The sequence below is a fragment of the Mesorhizobium ciceri biovar biserrulae WSM1271 genome, assembly GCF_000185905.1.
Classification (GTDB): domain Bacteria; phylum Pseudomonadota; class Alphaproteobacteria; order Rhizobiales; family Rhizobiaceae; genus Mesorhizobium; species Mesorhizobium ciceri.
Map to the genome: position 1 here is coordinate 761562 of NC_014923.1, position 18283 is coordinate 779844.

The window sequence follows — 18283 nt, forward strand, 5'->3', positions numbered from 1 at the left end:
GTGCAGGCGCGGTCGACGCGCAGGCTGGGACGCGTGCCGTTATCCGCGATCATGCTGCGGCCAATTCCCGCTTGTCCCCACAGCTGCGAAGAAAAACCCGCCGGATTGCTCCGGCGGGGTTTCTGGTCTCGTGTCGAGCAGGTGGTTATTGCTGCTGGAGCTTCAGGATTCTGTCTGGAACCTGGTCCTGCCGCTGTTCGACTTGCGGCCTGCGCCGTGGCAGCACCTGCTGCAGCAGCAGGCCGGGGTTCAGCTCCAGCGACGGTTGTCCGCGGACCGCCCGGCAGTTCGGATAGCGCCCGATCGTGCCTTCCGGGCAGCGCCTCCTGATGATCGGCTGGCACTGGCCATCGATCATCTGCGAGCCCGGTGCGCATTCCACCTCCTGCCTGCGGCATGCGCCGTTGATCACCTCGGTGCCGCGCGGGCAGACACATTCGCCGCGCTTGTTGTGGACCTGGCCGCGTATGTCGCACTGCTCCTGCGTCGGCTGCTTGCGCCGGCAGGCATTGCCCCGCACCTCGGTACCCCTCGGGCAGACACAATTGCCGTCGGCGTCGTGGACCTGGCCACGGATGGTGCACTGGTCAGGCCTTGGCCGGATCGGGCGGCAGGCGCCGTTTCTGACCTCGTTGCCTTGCGGGCAGACGCAGTCTCCGTCCGCGTCGTGGACCTGGCCACGGATGATGCACTGCTCAGGCTTCGGCCGGATCGGACGGCAGGCGCCATTGCGCACCTCGGTCCCTCGCGGGCAGACACAGTCTCCATCGGCATCGTGGACCTGGCCACGGATCGTGCACTGCTCCGGCTTTGGCTGGATCGGGCGGCAGCCATTGCCCCTGATCTCGGTTCCCCTGGGGCAAACACAATCGCCATCCGCATTGTGGACCTGGCCACGGATAGTGCACTGCTCGGGCTTGTCGGTCCTGACGCACCTGCCGTTCTCGAGCCCGGTTCCGCGTGGGCAGACGCAGCGGCCGTCCTCGGTGCGGATCTGGCCCTCGAGCAGCACACAGCGTTTCGGCTGTTCCGGCTTCGGCACGATACCACCGCCCGGCGAGCACTGGCCGTTGCGGTAGGTGGTGCCTTCGGGGCAAACGCAGCGGCCGGCATCGTTCATGACGAAGCCTTGCGAGCATTCCTTCCTCGTCTCCTGGCTAATGGTGAAGGGATGGCAGGCATAGGCCTTGCCGCGATCGCCCTGCACATTGATCTGATCGCCGCCAAGCACGTCGCCACCGCCCTGCACCCGTGTGTCGGGAGACAGCACGCCGACGCAATTCTGGCCGCTGACATTGCCCTGCAGATTGGCCAGGCGGCCGTCGTCGGGAATGACCACGGTGACATGGTGTACCCGGCTTTCGCCGGCGCCGAGCGTCAGGTTGGCAATGCAGGACGCAGGCAAGGTTGCCGGTTCCGGCGAGCAGCCGAAGGGCGGATCGATCGAGGTGATCTCAACGCCTTCCAGCCTGCCGAGCCCCTCCACGCCGATCGCATCGCCGATGCGGACCGGCCCGGAGAAGGCGGTCGCTCCGTCATTGGTGATGGTGATCTCGAACGAGCAGGGTTGGCCGAGCCTGCATTCGCGGTCGCCGGTCTTTTCGACACGGATGGTCGAAGAACCGCCGCCCTTGGCGCAGGCCTGGCCAAAGGGATAGACGACGTCGTCGCCCGGCGCAGGCCCATAGGAGCCGCGCGCGCAGTTTTCGAACGCGCCATTCGCCGAGACCGTCACGTCGAAGTGGCGGCTGGTTCCAGGTGTCATGACGGCACCGGGAATCTGGCACGACAGCGCATTGGCCGGAACCGGTCCGCACGCCCATTCCGCGCCGTCGGGGGTGACGGTCTGGATCTGGACGGGCGCGCCGCCGGCCACCAGCGTGGCGGCATCGTTGACCCGCACCGGACCGGTGGGGGCAGCGGTGCCAAGGCTGATGACGGTGATGCGGCAAGAGACGACCGCGGCACCGGCGAGCGAGCCGTTGCACACCTTGGTGATGCGCAGGGTCGGCTTGCCGCCATTGGGATGACGGAAGCGTTCCTTGGCGCAGGCCTTGTTGTTGGTGAGGTCGTTTTCACCGGCGATGGGCTTCACCTCAGCGCAATTCTCGACAGTGTCCGACTGGTAGCCGGCCGGCATGACCGCCTTCACGAAGATCGGCGTCGAGGCGCCCGCAGGCAGCGAGATGCCGGCATTGTCGCAGCGGAACTGGCCGGGGCCGTTCGGTCCGCATGTCCAGGGCGGGCTCGGCCCGAAGGTCGAGGACGACGGCGCGCCGCCCGGATAGCTGTCGATCACCGTCAGCGGTCCATTGTAGGTGGCGCTGCCGTTGTTGATGATGTCGATCACGAAGGTGCAGATGCCGTCGGCCGAGCAGACCGGGACGCGGGCACGCTTCTTCAGGATCAGGTCGACCTTCTTCTCCACCGGCGGCCGGCAGTCGCGGTCACGGTCGCCGCGCCGGCAGATCGGGATCGAGGCACAGCCGCGATCGTTCGACTGGCTGCCGAACAGCGGCTTGCCGCTGGCGCCATAGTTATAGGTGGCGCAGTTGCGTAAAGCACCGCCTTGCCAGCCTCCGGCCGGCTTGAAACCAAGCTTGAGGTCGACGGAGGCCCCCGGATTGAGCGTGGTCACCGGATAGGTGCAGGTCATCGGGGTGGTTCCGGGTACGCAGACCCAGGGCGGATTTGGCCCTGAATCGAGCGTCGAGCCGGCCGGCAGCGTCACCTCGTCGAGCACGATCTTGCCGTGGTAGGCACCGGTGCCGACATTGGTGACCCTGATGGTGAAGTCGCAGCCGCCGCCCATCGTGCAACGCGTCACGTCGGCGCGTTTCTCGACCTTGAGGTCCGGCTCCTTGTCCCTGGGCGGGCACCTCTGGTCTCGCGGGATGACGATGTCGATCGTCTGCGTGCAGCACAGGCCCCAGCCTTCCTTCGGACCGGCATAGGTTTCGATGCCGGTGACGATGAGGTGGATGACGTCGCCGGGCGAGGCACCGACGATCTTCCAGTTGAGCACACCGCCGCCCGCCGGCACCAATTGGGTATCGGGGATGATGTTGATGCCGGGCGTGCTCGTCGACACCTGCACCCACTTGCCGCCCATCTCCGGGCCGACCGGCATGTGGTAGATGAAGGCGCCGCCGCCGGGCACGCAGTCGACCGTGCCGCGTTCCACCTTGAAGCATTCCTTGCCGGGAGGTGGCGGTGGCGGATTGCACTTGGTGACGTCGATCTTGATCGAGGTCTTCACGCCGGTCTTGAAGTCACCGTCGTCGGGCTTGCCCGGATCCTGCGACGGGATGATAGTCCCGGTGCCCGGTCCGGCCGTCACCTTGATCATGCCCTGGTTGTCGACGATCATCGGCGCGGGAAATGCCGCACGATCGATCTTGGCCGTGATCGCGAAGTTGATCACACGCTCGTTGGCAGCGCCGACGCCGTCGACATCGGACGTGGAGATCCGGAAGTCCGAAACCGTGGCAGTATCGTTCGGGTCAGCCGAAGTGCTGATCGTTGCACCCGGCAGTGATCCGCCGGACGAATCCGTGCCGTCGCCGGACACGTTGACGTTGATGATCGCAAGGCCGTGCGGAAGCTGGTCCTTGAAGTCGATCCTGACCTTCTTCAGCCTGGCCTCGAGGCTCGGGTCGGCAAGGCCCTGCGGATCGCCGCGCAAGCCGAAGCTCAGCGAGTAGACGACGTAATCGCAGCCTCTTTGAGTGCCTGTCTTGGTGAAGAAAGGCACCACCTGGTCAGGCCTCGGAGTGACGACGCGCGAACTGTCAAGATCGAGCTTCAGCTCCGGGGTGATCGAGGCAGCGTCTTCTGCAAAGCCTTGCACCGGGGTGAACATGGCGACCGCGATACCGGCCGCCATCAGCCAGCGCGCGCCGCGCCTGGCGTATGACAGGGGTTTCATGATCGTCTCCATGACGGTTGTTTGGGCGTTCGTTGCGAGCGGGGAGAGTGCGAGATTTTTCATCTTCCCCTCCTCAACGTTCGCAGCTGGCGGCTGGGGTTCTGAGCGGCAAAGTCATCTTGCAGCAAGGGTAATAGCCACCCTTGTCCTTGTCGGACTTCCTGTAGAAGCAGAGCCCGACATCGACTGTGTCGCCCGGATAGTGGCCGGTGATGTCGATCGTGTAGGGCTTGCCGGGCGCATGCGACTGGGATGATGTCACCCCGACGCCTGGCGTCCTGGACTGGACCTTGATCGAATCGCCGCCGAAGCCGGCATGGTCATGGAGATAGAGATCGGCCTCGAGGCCGGAAGGCGTGCAGTAATACTGGACGTCGTCGACGTCGAGACATGGAGGCAGGTTGCCGGGTGGTGGGAAATCCGGCGGGTAGAAGGGGGGCAGGTAGCCGCCCGGGATTTCCTCGTAATAGCCGGCGCGGCCCTCGCAAGGGTGCCAGACGGCAACATCGCCGACATGGCCCTCGACCTCCGGGTCTTCCAAATAACCGTCGAAGTCGACGAACCATGAGCCGAAGGGCGGCACATTGGCCGGCTTGACCAGCTCTTTCGGCGTGATCTGCACACCGTGTACGGCCAGCGGCCCGCCGGCTGCGAGCTGTTCGGCGAGTGAAGGATTGTCGCGCAGCTTGTCGCCCGTGTTGACCAGCGTCTGCGTGCAGACGGAGCTGTCGAGATTGCCGTCGGCATCATAGCCATATTGCAGATCAAGACCGCCGGCCGACTGCCGGTTGCCTTGGGGGAAGCCGACCGCATATTCCTGCGGCACTTCGACCCAGACCGATTCCGTTTCCGGATCGTCCGGGTTCTCCCGGAAATAGCGGATGACCTCGCCTTTACCGGAATCGGCGAACTGGCTGTAATCGTAACGGTTCTCGACCGGACCGCGCTGGGCCAGGTACATGAAGCCGCTATTGTCGAAGGCGATGTCGGTGACGGCGTAGTCCTTGTCGGCCCTGACCGTCAGTTCCCAGCGCGGGTCACCGGCAAAACTGCCGTCGCGAGCGATGCCCACCGACCAGATTTCCGACTTTTCGCCGACCGAATAGTAGAGCCGGCCGCCATGGTAGGAGACACCCCAGACGCGGCGCTCGTCCTGCGTGTAGCCCCAGCTGTCGGGGTCTTCGCTATCGAAGGCGGCACCTTGTATGTCCGTCACCGAACCATCGTCGGCGACGGGAGCGAGCCCATGCGTGGGCCGGCCGGCAACGCCGTGATCGAAGCTGTCGATCAGTCTGCCTTCGGCGTCGATGCGATGGATCAGGCCGGTGTCGAGATCGGACGCAAAGAACTCGCGGTGAGTGGCGTCGAAAGTGAGATTGCCGATGCCGGGACCGCTGTTGGTGTCGATGTCGGCGAATTTGGAGACCTGGCCGGTGATGCCGTCGATCTTCCAGACGGTGCCCGGCCCGCCACCGTTTTCGGTGCCGAACTGGCCATCCATGAAGGTGGCGCCGGCAGCGCCGCGGCGCTGCCTCTCGGGGCGGCCGTCATCGTCGGCATCCGGGGTGACGATACGGATGCCGTGCAGCGAGGTGGCGCCGGCATAGAGATTGGGAATGCCCGATGGAACGCCGTCGCGCACGCCGTCATCATAGGTGACGCCGAACACCTGGCCGATCTGCTCCGCCGTCACCTCGAAGGGCGGCGGCGTGTTGACCAGCTGGCCGGAGGCTGGGCCGCCCAGATGCGAAACGTCGAACACGCGCAAGGTGGCGCGCGTGGGGTCGATGAAGGTTTCGTCGACCGGATCGACGCCGGGCGGCAGGCCCTCTTTTTCGGAATCAGGGGGGTCGAAATTGGGAATGATGGTGCCGGAGAATCCGGTCACCGCCATCGAGCCGGGATAGATGATCCGGGTTTCCTGCGCCTGCGCGGCGCCCAGCCACAGGCCGAGTGCCAGCGCCAGCAACCCGCCTGGATGCACAGCACGGCGCAAGCCGCCATCAAGAGACGACACGAACGAGCCGCGGATGCGAGACATGACACTACCCCCCGTAGTCGACGGGAGAACGTCGGGGCTGGCCGCGCAAATCAGGGCAAGGCGCGGCGGTCCGGCTCGTTCTTCCCTGATCGAATTGTCTGCTTTCCTCAAGACGACGATACGCCTGGTCTTACGCAGGGTCAACGGAATCAGCGGAAAGCCCAGCGCATCGACCCCGTCCCGAAGGCGGTGGTCGCGCCGAGCTCCTGTTGTTCCCGGAGACCTCAGAGCCTCTGGGTTATTGGTCATGGGGGCTTCCTTTCCGGGCCGCACCATGCGGCACCTGGAGATCAGTCGCGGGCGGAGATGGAAAGGTTCATGGAAGGCCTGCGCAGAATGCTTGCGCGCGATGCCGCCTGTTCTTATATACGCGCCAAGCCGTTCGGCGCCGGAATGCCGGTTGCCGGAACGGGATTTCTTGTGAACAGGGGCTTTCGTCGGAACGCCTGTACGGGTCCTGAGAGCCTGCTTAGCGGAGAGACTAGAGAAATGGCAAAAGTAATCGGTATCGATCTCGGCACCACCAACTCCTGCATCGCCATCATGGATGGCAAGGAGCCCAAGGTAATCGAGAATGCGGAAGGCGCGCGCACGACGCCTTCCATCGTCGCCATCTCGGGCGACGACGAACGTCTGGTCGGCCAGCCGGCCAAGCGCCAGGCGGTCACCAATCCTGAAAACACCATCTTCGCGGTCAAGCGCCTGATCGGCCGCCGCTATGACGATCCGGTGACGGAGAAGGACAAGAAGCTTGTCCCCTACAAGATCGTCAAGGGCGACAATGGCGATGCCTGGGTCGAAGCCGGCGGCAGGAAGCAGTCGCCCTCGCAGATTTCGGCCATGATCCTGCAGAAGATGAAAGAGACGGCGGAAGCCTATCTCGGCGAAAAGGTCGAGAAGGCGGTCATCACCGTTCCGGCCTATTTCAACGACGCCCAGCGCCAGGCGACCAAGGATGCCGGCAAGATCGCCGGCCTTGAAGTGCTGCGCATCATCAACGAGCCGACCGCGGCAGCGCTTGCCTATGGCCTCGACAAGAAGGAAGGCAAGACCATTGCCGTCTATGACCTTGGCGGCGGCACGTTCGACATTTCGGTGCTCGAAATCGGCGACGGCGTGTTCGAGGTCAAGTCGACCAATGGCGACACCTTCCTCGGCGGCGAGGATTTCGACATGCGCCTGGTCGAATACCTGGCGGCCGAGTTCAAGAAGGAACAGGGCATCGACCTGAAGAACGACAAGCTTGCCCTGCAGCGCCTCAAGGAGGCGGCTGAAAAGGCCAAGATCGAGCTGTCGTCGACCACCCAGACCGAAATCAACCTGCCCTTCATCACCGCCGACGCGACCGGGCCGAAGCACCTGACGCTGAAGCTGACGCGCGCCAAGTTCGAGCAGTTGGTCGACGACCTCGTCCAGCGCACGATTGCCCCTTGCAAGGCGGCGTTGAAGGATGCCGGCCTGAAGGCGGGCGAGATCGACGAAGTCGTCCTGGTCGGCGGCATGACCCGCATGCCCAAGATCCAGGAAATCGTGAAGCAGTTCTTCGGCAAGGAGCCGCACAAGGGCGTCAATCCGGATGAGGTCGTCGCTCTCGGCGCCGCCATCCAGGCCGGCGTGCTGCAGGGCGACGTCAAGGACGTGCTGTTGCTCGACGTGACGCCGCTGTCGCTCGGCATCGAGACGCTGGGTGGCGTGTTCACCCGCCTGATCGAACGCAACACGACGATCCCGACCAAGAAGAGCCAGGTGTTCTCGACGGCCGAGGACTCACAGTCGGCAGTGACCATCCGGGTCTTCCAGGGTGAGCGCGAAATGGCCGCCGACAACAAGGCGCTCGGCCAGTTCGACCTGGTCGGCATTCCGCCGGCGCCGCGCGGCGTACCGCAGATCGAGGTCACCTTCGACATCGACGCCAACGGCATCGTCAACGTTTCGGCCAAGGACAAGGGCACCGGCAAGGAGCACCAGATCCGCATCCAGGCATCGGGCGGTCTTTCGGACGCCGACATCGAGAAGATGGTCAAGGACGCCGAGGCCAATGCCGAGACCGACAAGAAGCGGCGTGCGCTGGTCGAGGCCCGCAACCAGGCCGAAGCGCTGCTGCATTCCTCGGAGAAGTCGCTGAAGGAATATGGCGACAAGGTTTCGGAAGGCGAGCGCACGGCGATCTCCGACGCGATCGCGGCGCTGAAGACCGCGACCGAAGGCGACGACGCGGCCGACATCGAAGCCAAGAGCCAGGCGCTGGCCGAGGCTTCTATGAAGCTTGGCCAGGCCATGTACGAGGCTTCGCAGAAGGAAGCGGCGGAAGCCGACGCCAAGGCGGACGCCGCCAAGGACAGTGACGTTGTCGACGCCGATTTCGAGGAAATCGACGAAGACGACGACAAGAAGAAGTCGGCCTGAACCGTTTGACGGCAAGATAAAGCGAAAAGCCCGGCGAAGGCCGGGCTTTTTTGCAACCCCTTGCAGAAAAACAGCGGGCCTTGCTGAAAAAATGCAGGCAAAGCCGCGTCGACACTGGCATCCCCCTTCCATCGCACCTAAATCGAAGCGTCAGTGCCGGCAAGAGACGCAACAATGCTTCAAGACGTTGAGCATCCGGACAGCGGGAAAAAATGAAAGCTGATTTCTACGAGACGCTGGGCGTGCAAAAAGGCGCCGATGAGAAGGAGCTCAAGAGCGCTTTCCGCAAGCTCGCCATGCAATTCCATCCCGATCGCAACCCCGGCGACCATTCCTGCGAGCACAAGTTCAAGGAAATCAACGAAGCCTACGAGACGCTGAAAGACCCGCAGAAGCGCGCGGCCTATGACCGCTTCGGTCACGCCGCCTTCGAACAGGGCGGCATGAATGGCGGGGCCCAGGGCTTTGGCGCCGGCGGCTTCGCCGACATTTTTGAGGACATTTTCGGCGACATGATGGGCGGGCGCCAGCGCCGCTCGTCGGGCGGCCGCGAGCGCGGCGCCGACCTGCGCTACAACATGGAAATCACCCTGGAAGAGGCTTTTGCCGGCAAGACCGCACAGATCCGGGTGCCGGCGTCGATCTCGTGCTCTGAATGTTCGGGCAGCGGCGCCAAGCCCGGCACCCAGCCCGTCACCTGCTCGATGTGCAACGGCCACGGCAAGGTGCGCGCCACGCAAGGTTTCTTCTCGATCGAGCGGACCTGCCCGCAATGCCAGGGGCGCGGCCAGACGATCAAGGATCCGTGCCCGAAATGCGCCGGCCAGGGCCGCGTCACCGAGGAGCGTTCGCTGTCGGTCAACATCCCGGCCGGCATCGAGGACGGCACCCGCATCCGCCTTGCCAATGAGGGCGAAGCCGGCCTGCGCGGCGGGCCCTCGGGCGACCTCTATATTTTCCTGGCGGTCAAACCGCACGAGTTCTTCCAGCGCGACGGCGCCGATCTCTATTGCAAGGTGCCGATCTCGATGACGACGGCAGCCCTTGGCGGCTCCTTCGAGGTGACGACGCTGGACGGCACGCAGACCAAGGTCAAGGTGACCGAAGGCACACAGAACGGGCGCCAGTTCCGCCTCAAGGGCAAGGGCATGCCTGTGCTGCGCCAGCCTAATGTCGGCGACCTCTACATCCAGACCGCGGTGGAGACGCCGCAGAACCTGACCCGGCGCCAGCGCGAACTTCTGGAGGAGTTCGAACAGCTCTCCTCGCAGGACAATTCGCCTCAATCGAGCGGCTTTTTCGCCCGTATGAAGGATTTCTTCGAGTCTTTCGGCGAGCGTTGATGCACTTTGGCCCGCGTAAGCCGATTTGCCACGCGTAAATCCTTGAATCGCGTCACCCCTTGAGACGCGACGAAAATTATCTTATCCACGACATGCGTCCGGCCGCGCCTTGCCTAGCACCGCTCAGGTGCTAAGTAACTTTGCGGGGAGCGCTGAGGAGAGCTTGCATGACACGTGGCCCTGGACTGCGGAAGGCGCTTGTCGAAAAGTTCGACGACGAACTCAAATTCTTCAAGGGCTGGATCGACAAGCCGAAGACGGTTGGCTCGATCGTGCCGACCAGTTCGATCACCGCGCGCAAGATGGCCTCGATCGTCAATCCTAAATCCGGCCTGCCAGTGCTCGAGGTCGGTCCCGGTACCGGCGTCATCACCCGCGCTATCCTCGCCCAGGGCGTACGCCCCGAAAACCTCTACGCTGTCGAATATTCCACGGATTTCGTTCGTCACCTGCGGCGGCTCTATCCCGGCGTCAACGTCATCGAGGGCGACGCCTTCAACCTCAACGCCACGCTTGGCGACAAGAGCGGGATGATCTTCGATTCCGTCGTTTCGGGCGTGCCGCTGCTCAACTTTCCGGTCGCCCAGCGCATCGCCTATATCGAGAGCCTGCTCGACCGCATCCCGGCCGGACGGCCGATCGTGCAGTTGACCTATGGCCCGATGTCGCCGATCCCACCCGGCCGCGGCAATTATACGGTCAAACATTTCGATTTCATCCTCCGCAACATCCCGCCGACGCAGCTGTGGATCTATCGCCGCGAGGCGCACTAAGTGAGAAGGGAGTAGGGGGTAAGGGAGTAGGGATGAAGGGTTCCATTTCCAGGCTATTTTCTACTCCCATATTCCCCTACTGCCCTATTCCCCTATCCAGCCGTTGATTTGAGCCGTCCTTGGCTGTACCTGTCCGGGAACAAGGGTGGCCAATGGCAGTGATCCCGAAAATCCTCGTCTTCGCCGGCTCGGTGCGCAGCGGCGCCTACAGCGGCAGGGCCGCCGACGTGGCGCAAAAGGAACTCGCCATGCAAGGTGCCGAGGTGACCCGCGTCTCGCTCGCCGAATACCCCCTGCCGATCATGGACGAGGATCTGGAAAAGGAAAAAGGCGTTCCCGAAAACGCCCAGAAACTCGGCCGTCTCATCATCGCCTACGACGGGCTGCTGATCGCCACACCCGAATATAACGGCTCCATTCCGCCGCTGCTCAAGAACACGATCGACTGGGTGAGCCGGGTGCGCAGGGATGGTGGCCGGCCAATCAGGCCGCTGGCCGGCAAGGTCGTTGGCCTCTGCTCGTCCTCCAACGGGCACTTTGCCGGCATCCGCTGCATCAACCATCTGCGCGCGGTGCTGGTGCGTTGCCAGATGGAGGTGGTGACGCCGGAATGCTCGGTGCCCGACGGCGGTGACGCCTTCGACGAGGATGGAAATTTCCGTGACGAAAGACTGCACAAATCGATGGAGCACCTATGCCGCACGCTGATCGAGACCTCGCGCCTGCTGTCCACCCGGATCGAGGCATGATCGCCAATAGCATGCGCGACCGGCTCATCGTCGGCCTCGACGTGCCGACAGTGAAGCAAGCCGAGCAGGCAGTGCGCGAACTCGACGGCATCGTCTCCTTCTACAAGATCGGCTACCAGCTTGCCTTCGCCGGCGGGCTCGACTTCGCCAGGGAGCTGGCCAGCGGCGGCACCAACGTCTTCCTAGACATGAAGCTGCTCGACATCGACCACACGGTGGCCAAGGGTGTCGAGAACATCGTCAAGATGGGCGTGACCATGCTGACCATCCACGCCTATCCCAAGGCCATGCAGGCCGCCGTAGAGGCGGCCAGAGGCAGCGACCTTTGCCTGCTTGCCGTCAGCGTTCTGACCTCGATGGACGAGCAGGACATGATCGACGTCGGCTATGAGTACGATCCGCATACGCTGGTGCTTAGGCGCTCGGAACAGGCGCTGCATGCCGGCATGGGCGGCATCGTCTGCTCGGCCGCGGAGGCCGAGGCGGTGCGCCGGATCGTGGGACCCGACATGGCGGTGGTGACGCCCGGCATCCGGCCGGCGGGCAGCGACCATGGCGACCAGAAGCGCGTGGTGACGCCGGGCCAGGCGATTCGCAATGGCGCCAGCCACCTCGTCGTCGGCCGTCCGATCATTGCTGCGGCCAACAAACGGGAAGCGGCCGAAGCCATCCTCGACGAGATGCGCTCGGCCTGAGATTTCCAGGAACAAGTTCGGAGACCAAGAAAATGCCCAAAGGATACTGGATCGCTCGTGTCGATGTGCGCGACGCGGAAGGCTACAAGGACTACGTGGCCGCCGCCAAACCCGCCTTCGAGCGCTTCGGCGCGAAATTCCTGGCGCGCGGCGGCGAGCATGAAAAGGCCGAAGGCCCCGGCCGCGCACGCAATGTCATCATCGAGTTCGAATCGCTGGCTGCCGCACACGATTGCTACCACTCGCCGGAATACCAGCGCGCCGCCGCCATCCGCCAGAAGGTCGCCGATGGCGAGATCGTCCTGGTCGAGGGCGCCTGAGGTCCCTTGCAAGCATAGTTCCGGTTTTAGCCGGAGACGTGCTCAAAATCGGATAGAGCCTGGCGGCGTTTGAAGCCCCGCAGGCTCATTTTTACATATCTTTGCTCCGCGATTTCACGGTGATCTGCCTGGCGCAGTTGCCAGGTGCGGAGCCGTGCCGACGAGCGGTCATTCAACGCCGGTCGGATTGCCGGTTGACATGCAGGTATTTACCTGCATATTATGCCTTACAACAGAGTGAGGCCGATGGACGCCGACAAGGTTTTCAAAGCGCTGGGCGACCCGACACGCAGAAGGCTGCTTGACCTTCTGTGCGAGCAGAACGGGCAGACGCTCGGTCAGCTTTGCGATCATCTGGACATGGCCAGGCAATCCGCCACCCAGCACCTCGACCTGCTGGAGGCGGCCAATCTGGTGAGCACGGTCAAGCGTGGCCGCGAAAAGCTGCATTTCATCAATCCCGTGCCGCTGCACGAAGTCTACGAGCGCTGGGTACGGAAATTCGAACGGCAGCGGCTCAGCCTGCTGCACGACCTGAAGCAAGAACTCGAAGGAGAAGACCAATGACCAGGGAAACGACCAGCTTTGTCTACGTGACCTATATCCGCTCGACGCCGCAGAAGGTGTTCGAGGCCATAATCAAGCCCGAGATCGCAAAGCGCTACTGGGGCCACGAGAACGTCTCCGAATGGACGCCGGGCTCGAAATGGGAGCACATCCGCGCCAATGACGAACGGACTGTCGAACTCGTCGGCAAAGTCGTCGAGATTTCGCCGCCGACCCGCCTCGTCATCACCTGGGCGAACGCTTCGCAGGCGGACGATCCGTCAAAAACCAGCCGCGTGACGTTCGCCATCGAGGAATACGACACCATGGTGCGGCTGACCGTCAGCCATGACGAGCTCGAGGCCGGCAGCGGCATGGCGAAGGGCGTCAGCCAGGGTTGGCCGGCGGTGCTGTCCAGCCTGAAATCCTTCCTCGAAACCGGCAGCGGCATCGATATTTTCGCCAAGCCGAAATCGGCCTGATGTTGCGGCCTCGAGCAGAATCAGACCCGTGGAGAATGACAATGACCAAGCGCTATACCGGCGGCTGCGCATGCGGCGCGATCCGTTACGAGACCAATGACGAGCCTATCTTCCAGAACCACTGCCAATGCAGCGATTGCCAGAAGCGCTCAGGCACCGGCCACGGATCCTACCTGACCTTCGGCCAGCGTGCCGATATGGCCATTACCGGGGAGGTGAGCACCTGGCGCGTGGCGGGCGCCAGCGGCAATGAAAAAATCCACACCTTCTGTCCAACCTGCGGAACGCCGGTCTTTCTGATATCCGTCGCCATGCCGGAATTCATAGCGGTCCATGCGGCCAGCCTCGACGATCCGGAACAGTTCAGCCCACAGATGGTGACTTACACGAGCCACGGCCATGCCTGGGACAAGATGGATCCGGCCTTGCAGGCGGTCGAGCGAATGCCGTAGTGAAACGCGTCCGCCGGTCGGCCCGCGATCTGCCGTGGCGCCTTCAGGCGCGATGCTCTTGGCCGATCAGCCGGCTCGCCGCTGTCTCGGCTATGGCATCGGCAAGCTCGAGGCCCCATTGCTGGCGGCAATAGGCGCGGAAATCGAAGCAGGGCAGGCCGGGGCAGACCTCGAACTCGATGAGGTGGACGGTGTCGTCGGCCTCGACCCTGAGATCGATGGAAAACACGTCGCGCAGGCCGAGCCCGCTCATCAGCCGCCCGGCGATCGCACGAATCCTGGCGTCGGCGGCCGGCTGGCTGTCGGCGACCGCGACGAGCTCCGGCTCGGCGTAATGTCCCGCCGCTTTCGCTGCCTCGCCAGTGTCGCCGTAGAGCGCCAGACTGTCGGCCATGGTCTGGAAATCGGCGCCTGAATCGACAAAGGCCACGCCAAGCACTTCGACTCCCGCGCCCGGCATCAGGCTAAGGAAACTGGCGCGCACGTTGCGGCCGGCGACGTAGGGCTGGACGACGACATCGTCGCGATAGGCCGAAAAGACGCGCCGGCTGAGCTCCAAAGCGTGGGCGAGATCGCTGCAGCGCGACTCCGGCCAGATGCCGATCTTGGCGCCGAGCCGGTTGGGCTTGACGAACCAGCCGGCGGGCGAGGCCGGCGGCTCGACCAGCCATTGGCCGTCACGCGCGAGCCCAGCCTGTGGCACCGGCAGGCCGAGCGCGCCGAGCACGGCGCCGGAGCGGAACTTGTCCTGGCAGAGCGCGAACAACGCATCGTCGGCGCCGATTGTCTTGAAACCGCCCAGTCGCGCCAAAGCGGGCGCCGCGCCGCCGCGGAAATAGGCGATGCCGTCGGTCAGCGTCCAGACCAGCGTTGTGCTGGGATGCTCGCCGGCGAGCACGCTGGCAGCGTCGTCGAGCGCCACCGGCGCGAACGACAGGCCGCGTGCCTGGCAGGCACGGCCAAGCACGTCGAATTCAGGAGCGAGATCGGTCGACTGCGCCAGATAGGACGCGATTTCGGTTGCGCGCTGCGGCGCATGGCCGTCGGCGACCAGACGGTCGAAACAAGCCTTTTCCGGCTCATGGACGAGTATCAGTTTCGGCTTACGGCTTGGCATGAGATGAACGATCCCCGGCGGTACGATCACCTACCATCGCATGGTCGAGACGTCAGGCTCTCGCGAAACCGACACGGTGCGGGCGGTGGCGTGACAACGCACCGTCCGACCGTAGAATCCAGTTCGATCAGGCGATCAGCACGCGCGGCTCGAAGCGGCCGTTGACGGGAATATCGAGCAGAAAGGTCATGCCGCCCTGCAGATCCAGCAGACGCTGCTTCTCATCCTTGCCCGACCAGGCGGAGGTGACCGCCAGCCGGTCGGCCTTGGCGCCGACGAAGGCTGGGCAGGATGGCTGCGTCACCGGCATGGCGACCGTGCGGACGAGCTTGCCGTCGGGTCCGTAGGCTTCGATGACGCTGCCGCCCCAGACGGCGTTCCACAGGATGCCGTCGCGGTCGAGCACGGATCCGTCGATATAGCCTTTGGCCGAGCGGTGGTCGACGAACAGCTTGGGCTCACCGGCAGGCAGACCGGTCGCCGGGTCGCAGGCGACGCGCATCAGCATCCCGGTCGAGGTGTCGGTGTAGTAAGCGATCGCGCCATCCTCGGTAAAACAGATCGAATTGGAGACGGTGATGTCCGAAAACAGCTGGCGCAGTTCGCCCTTGAAAAACCAGTAGATCGAACCCGCGCCTTTTTCCTCGCCCTTGCCCATGGTGCCCATCCACAGGGCGCCGCAGGGATGGACGCGGGAATCGTTGGAGCGCGTGACCGGATTGTCGGCCTCGACAGGCGTGTGCAGCGTCAGCTTGCCGGTCGCGACGTCGCGGACATAAAGGCCCGTCTCGGCGGCGATCAGCTGGCGCTTGTCGTCGATGACGGCGATGGCGCTCGCCATTTGGCCAAGCTCATGGACGGTGGTCGCGCCGCCGGACAGTTGCTTTTGCAGAAGCTGGCTGTTGACGATGTCAAACCAGTAGAGCGTATCGGTGGCGGGATCGTAGCTCGGCCCCTCGCCGAGCTGGCAGACGTGATCGGAAAAAACCGAAACGATCGCTTCGCTCATCCTGCTTCTCCGAACACCGCATCCCAGGCCGCGACGGCAGCTTGCGCACGCGCGGCCACCTCGTCGACGCTCATGCCCGGCTTGAACAGGCTGGAGCCCAGACCAAAGGCGGTCACGCCGGCAGCCTTGTAGCCGGCAAAATCTTTTTCAGAGACACCGCCGACGGCGCCGACCAATGTCTGCGCCGGCAACACCGCGCGCATCGCGGAAATGCCGCCGGCGCCCAGCACGCTCGCCGGGAAGAATTTCAGGGCCGAGGCGCCGAGCTTGATCGCCAGGAAGGCTTCGGTCGGCGTGAACACGCCGGGCATCGTCACCATGCCGTAATGCATGGCGCGCGCCATCACCTCGGCATCGATGTTGGGACTGACCAGCAGCCGCCCTCCGGCCTGGTGCAAGCCATCGACATCGGCCGGGGTCAGCACCGTGCCGGCGCCGACCAGCGCCGTTTTCGGCAGCACTTGGACGATGCGGGCGATCGACGAGAACGGTTGCGGCGAGTTGAGCGGCACTTCGATCGCCTCGATGCCGGCGTCGAACAGCGCCTGGCCCATGGCCATCGCCTCGGTGGGCTTGAGCCCGCGAAGGATGGCAACCAGGCCGCGCTTGAGTTTTGGAAACGGTGCGGTCTGGCTCATCGGGCTGCTCCAATTCTGGCGATCATGCCGTTCTCGCGCGCCGCCTCGACGAGACCGGCACGCACTGCCTCGTCGGCGTCGACGGCCCGGACCTCAAGCCCAGCAAGACCAAGTGCGGCCTGGTAGAGTGCGGCCAGCGCGCCGGAGGCAATCAGCACCACGGGTTCGGCACCGGCGCCATGCCGGCGGCTGGCGGAGGCGATCTCGCCGCCGATCAAAAGGCCGGACAGGCAGGCGGCGGCATCGTCGGCTTTCAGATCCTGCAGCAGGCCGGCGGCGCGGATCGAAAACAGCCGCGAGGTGACATCGCCGCCTTCGCCCAATGCGGTTTCGCACCAGCGGCGGAAGAACGGATTGTCCGATGTGACCGGCTTGGGGTGCTCGCCGAGCGAGTGGCGCAGGATCGAATGCGCGGCAAGCACGGAAAACAGCTCACCGGTCGGCCAGGTGCCGAAGCCGGTAACGGCGCCATCCTCGACCAGCACCCATTTCGAATGGGTGCCGGGCATGCAGACCAGCTGGCGCCCCCTGGCCGGCAGGCCGGCGCCGGCAAGCTGGGTTTCCTCGCCGCGCATGACGTCGGGCGCGTCGGTCAGCCGCTGGGCCAGACCCGGAACGATGCGGATGTCACGGCTCTGGCCGGGCACGCTGGCGGCACCCGCAAGGATGGCGGTAAGCGGCGCCGGCACGGTGACATAGGGCGCTTCGAGCCAGCCCTGGCGGGACCCGGCCATGCCGCAGATGATGACGGGCAGCGCCGCTGGTGCTCCCATCGCCGCCAGATGCCCTTCGAGGATGGTCGAAAAGCCCTTTTGCTGCGCGGTGATCAGGCCGTCATCGCCGCGGCGTTCGGCAAGCATCTTGCCTTGCCCGTCGATCAGCCAAACCCGCATACGGGTCGTGCCCCAGTCGACGGCGGCGACCGCCGGTGCGTTGCCGGCTTGGCTCACAGGAAGCCTCCATCGACGACCAGCATCTGCGCTGTCAGCATGCGCGAGGCGTCCGAGGCCAGGAACAGCACGGTGCCGACGATGTCGTCGGGCTGCATCACCTGTTTTATGCACTGCTTGGCGACATGGGCGGCAAGCCCCTGTTCGGTCACCCAGAGCTCCTTCTGCCGCTCGGTGATCACCCAGCCGGGCGCGATGGCGTTGACGCGGATGCCGTCCACACCGAGCTTGCCGGCCAGCCCCTTGGTCAGACCGAGGATACCGGCCTTGGCGGCCGTGTAGGACGGCATGTCGGGGTGGTTGATCAGATAGGACGTCGAGGTGAAGTTGATGATCGAGCCGCCGCCGGCCCGCTTCATGCCCGGCGCCACCGCTTGCGCGGTGAAGAAATGCGGCCTCAGATTAATGGCTTGGTTGTTGTCCCAGAACTCGACCGTCACGTCTTCGACGGCGTGGCGTTCGTCCCAGGCCGCATTGTTGACCAGCACGGTGACATCGCCATGCGCCTCGGCAGCCTTCGCGGCGGACGCCCGCAGGGCCTCGACATCGCGCAAATCGGTCTTGAGATAGAGCGGCCGGCGGCCGAATTCTTTCTCGATGCGGTCGGCAAGAACTGTGCTTGGGCCGTCGGCGATGTCGATGAAGGCGACATTGGCGCCCTGGCGCACAAAACCCTCGGTCAGTGCCGCGCCAATTCCGGAGCCGCCGCCGGTGATCAGCACCGAGGCTCCTTCGAGGTCGGCAAAATGCGCCGATGGCATCATCGTTCTTGTCTCCCAGCGCATGACCCCGAAAATCGGGTCGATTTTCGGAAAGGGATCATGCGCAAATGTT

At 64.3% G+C, this 18283-nt stretch carries 16 protein-coding genes; 9 read left to right on the plus strand and 7 right to left on the minus strand.

The genetic code is table 11. The annotated features are described in order from the left end of the window. Positions 1–145: 145 nt before the first annotated feature. Positions 146–3991: a DUF7929 domain-containing protein gene (locus tag MESCI_RS03580; RefSeq protein WP_013528584.1), complete on the minus strand. Its 3846-nt coding sequence runs from the start codon at positions 3989–3991 to the stop codon at positions 146–148. Between the two features lie 10 nt (positions 3992–4001). After that, positions 4002–6245, minus strand: coding sequence for an NHL repeat-containing protein (locus MESCI_RS03585; RefSeq protein WP_164919845.1), 2244 nt, complete (start codon positions 6243–6245; stop codon positions 4002–4004). 213 nt (positions 6246–6458) lie between these two features. Here MESCI_RS03585 and dnaK point away from each other — a divergent pair, with 213 nt between their 5' ends. The 9 genes from dnaK to MESCI_RS03630 all read left to right on the plus strand — a co-directional run bounded on the left by dnaK (position 6459) and on the right by MESCI_RS03630 (position 13735). Beyond that, positions 6459–8375, plus strand: coding sequence for a molecular chaperone DnaK (gene dnaK / locus MESCI_RS03590; protein WP_024502156.1), 1917 nt, complete (start codon positions 6459–6461; stop codon positions 8373–8375). Positions 8376–8587: 212 nt separating this feature from the next. Continuing rightward, positions 8588–9718: a molecular chaperone DnaJ gene (dnaJ, locus tag MESCI_RS03595; RefSeq protein ID WP_013528587.1), complete on the plus strand. Its 1131-nt coding sequence runs from the start codon at positions 8588–8590 to the stop codon at positions 9716–9718. 167 nt (positions 9719–9885) lie between these two features. Continuing rightward, positions 9886–10491: a phospholipid N-methyltransferase PmtA gene (gene pmtA / locus MESCI_RS03600; protein ID WP_013528588.1), complete on the plus strand. Its 606-nt coding sequence runs from the start codon at positions 9886–9888 to the stop codon at positions 10489–10491. 152 nt (positions 10492–10643) lie between these two features. Next, positions 10644–11240 (plus strand): NADPH-dependent FMN reductase, encoded by a 597-nt coding sequence (locus tag MESCI_RS03605; RefSeq protein ID WP_013528589.1) that lies wholly within the window; start codon positions 10644–10646, stop codon positions 11238–11240. Next, entirely contained in the window at positions 11237–11935 is a 699-nt protein-coding gene (pyrF, locus tag MESCI_RS03610; RefSeq protein ID WP_013528590.1) for an orotidine-5'-phosphate decarboxylase, read from the plus strand. Before MESCI_RS03605 ends, pyrF begins: the two co-directional genes overlap by 4 nt. A gap of 32 nt (positions 11936–11967) precedes the next feature. Further along, on the plus strand, positions 11968–12255 hold the full coding sequence (locus MESCI_RS03615; protein WP_013528591.1) for a DUF1330 domain-containing protein: 288 nt from the start codon (positions 11968–11970) through the stop codon (positions 12253–12255). 246 nt (positions 12256–12501) lie between these two features. Further along, entirely contained in the window at positions 12502–12822 is a 321-nt protein-coding gene (locus MESCI_RS03620; RefSeq protein WP_013528592.1) for an ArsR/SmtB family transcription factor, read from the plus strand. Then, positions 12819–13283 (plus strand): SRPBCC family protein, encoded by a 465-nt coding sequence (locus MESCI_RS03625; protein WP_013528593.1) that lies wholly within the window; start codon positions 12819–12821, stop codon positions 13281–13283. The genes MESCI_RS03620 and MESCI_RS03625 overlap by 4 nt, the downstream gene beginning before the upstream one ends. Before the next feature lie 41 nt (positions 13284–13324). Beyond that, on the plus strand, positions 13325–13735 hold the full coding sequence (locus MESCI_RS03630; protein ID WP_013528594.1) for a GFA family protein: 411 nt from the start codon (positions 13325–13327) through the stop codon (positions 13733–13735). A gap of 43 nt (positions 13736–13778) precedes the next feature. On the opposite strand, the gene MESCI_RS03635 is transcribed toward MESCI_RS03630, so the two are convergent. From MESCI_RS03635 to MESCI_RS03655, 5 genes are all read right to left on the minus strand, one after another. Continuing rightward, a complete protein-coding gene (locus MESCI_RS03635; protein WP_013528595.1) occupies positions 13779–14852 on the minus strand; it encodes a D-alanine--D-alanine ligase family protein in 1074 nt (357 codons plus the stop codon). 127 nt (positions 14853–14979) lie between these two features. Continuing rightward, positions 14980–15861, minus strand: coding sequence for an SMP-30/gluconolactonase/LRE family protein (locus tag MESCI_RS03640; protein ID WP_013528596.1), 882 nt, complete (start codon positions 15859–15861; stop codon positions 14980–14982). Beyond that, positions 15858–16499, minus strand: a complete 642-nt coding sequence (locus MESCI_RS03645; protein WP_013528597.1) for a 2-dehydro-3-deoxy-6-phosphogalactonate aldolase — start codon at positions 16497–16499, stop codon at positions 15858–15860. The genes MESCI_RS03640 and MESCI_RS03645 overlap by 4 nt, the downstream gene beginning before the upstream one ends. After that, the gene (locus MESCI_RS03650; protein WP_013528598.1) at positions 16496–17449 is read right to left on the minus strand and encodes a 2-dehydro-3-deoxygalactonokinase; all 954 of its coding nucleotides are present in this window, start codon (positions 17447–17449) and stop codon (positions 16496–16498) included. Before MESCI_RS03650 ends, MESCI_RS03645 begins: the two co-directional genes overlap by 4 nt. Continuing rightward, positions 17446–18213, minus strand: coding sequence for an SDR family NAD(P)-dependent oxidoreductase (locus MESCI_RS03655; protein ID WP_013528599.1), 768 nt, complete (start codon positions 18211–18213; stop codon positions 17446–17448). Before MESCI_RS03655 ends, MESCI_RS03650 begins: the two co-directional genes overlap by 4 nt. Positions 18214–18283: the final 70 nt, after the last annotated feature.

Bases quoted from the DNA above. Each gene is read 5' to 3' on its own strand.
- MESCI_RS03585 (WP_164919845.1), bottom strand. From the start codon at position 6,245: ATGGTGCGGCCCGGAAAGGAAGCCCCCATGACCAATAACCCAGAGGCT.
- MESCI_RS03635 (WP_013528595.1), bottom strand. From the start codon at position 14,852: ATGCCAAGCCGTAAGCCGAAACTGATACTCGTCCATGAGCCGGAAAAG.
- MESCI_RS03615 (WP_013528591.1), top strand. From the start codon at position 11,968: ATGCCCAAAGGATACTGGATCGCTCGTGTCGATGTGCGCGACGCGGAA.
- dnaJ (WP_013528587.1), top strand. From the start codon at position 8,588: ATGAAAGCTGATTTCTACGAGACGCTGGGCGTGCAAAAAGGCGCCGAT.
- pyrF (WP_013528590.1), top strand. From the start codon at position 11,237: ATGATCGCCAATAGCATGCGCGACCGGCTCATCGTCGGCCTCGACGTG.
- pmtA (WP_013528588.1), top strand. From the start codon at position 9,886: ATGACACGTGGCCCTGGACTGCGGAAGGCGCTTGTCGAAAAGTTCGAC.
- MESCI_RS03640 (WP_013528596.1), bottom strand. From the start codon at position 15,861: ATGAGCGAAGCGATCGTTTCGGTTTTTTCCGATCACGTCTGCCAGCTC.
- dnaK (WP_024502156.1), top strand. From the start codon at position 6,459: ATGGCAAAAGTAATCGGTATCGATCTCGGCACCACCAACTCCTGCATC.
- MESCI_RS03620 (WP_013528592.1), top strand. From the start codon at position 12,502: ATGGACGCCGACAAGGTTTTCAAAGCGCTGGGCGACCCGACACGCAGA.
- MESCI_RS03580 (WP_013528584.1), bottom strand. From the start codon at position 3,991: ATGAAAAATCTCGCACTCTCCCCGCTCGCAACGAACGCCCAAACAACC.
- MESCI_RS03630 (WP_013528594.1), top strand. From the start codon at position 13,325: ATGACCAAGCGCTATACCGGCGGCTGCGCATGCGGCGCGATCCGTTAC.
- MESCI_RS03605 (WP_013528589.1), top strand. From the start codon at position 10,644: ATGGCAGTGATCCCGAAAATCCTCGTCTTCGCCGGCTCGGTGCGCAGC.
- MESCI_RS03655 (WP_013528599.1), bottom strand. From the start codon at position 18,213: ATGATGCCATCGGCGCATTTTGCCGACCTCGAAGGAGCCTCGGTGCTG.
- MESCI_RS03625 (WP_013528593.1), top strand. From the start codon at position 12,819: ATGACCAGGGAAACGACCAGCTTTGTCTACGTGACCTATATCCGCTCG.
- MESCI_RS03645 (WP_013528597.1), bottom strand. From the start codon at position 16,499: ATGAGCCAGACCGCACCGTTTCCAAAACTCAAGCGCGGCCTGGTTGCC.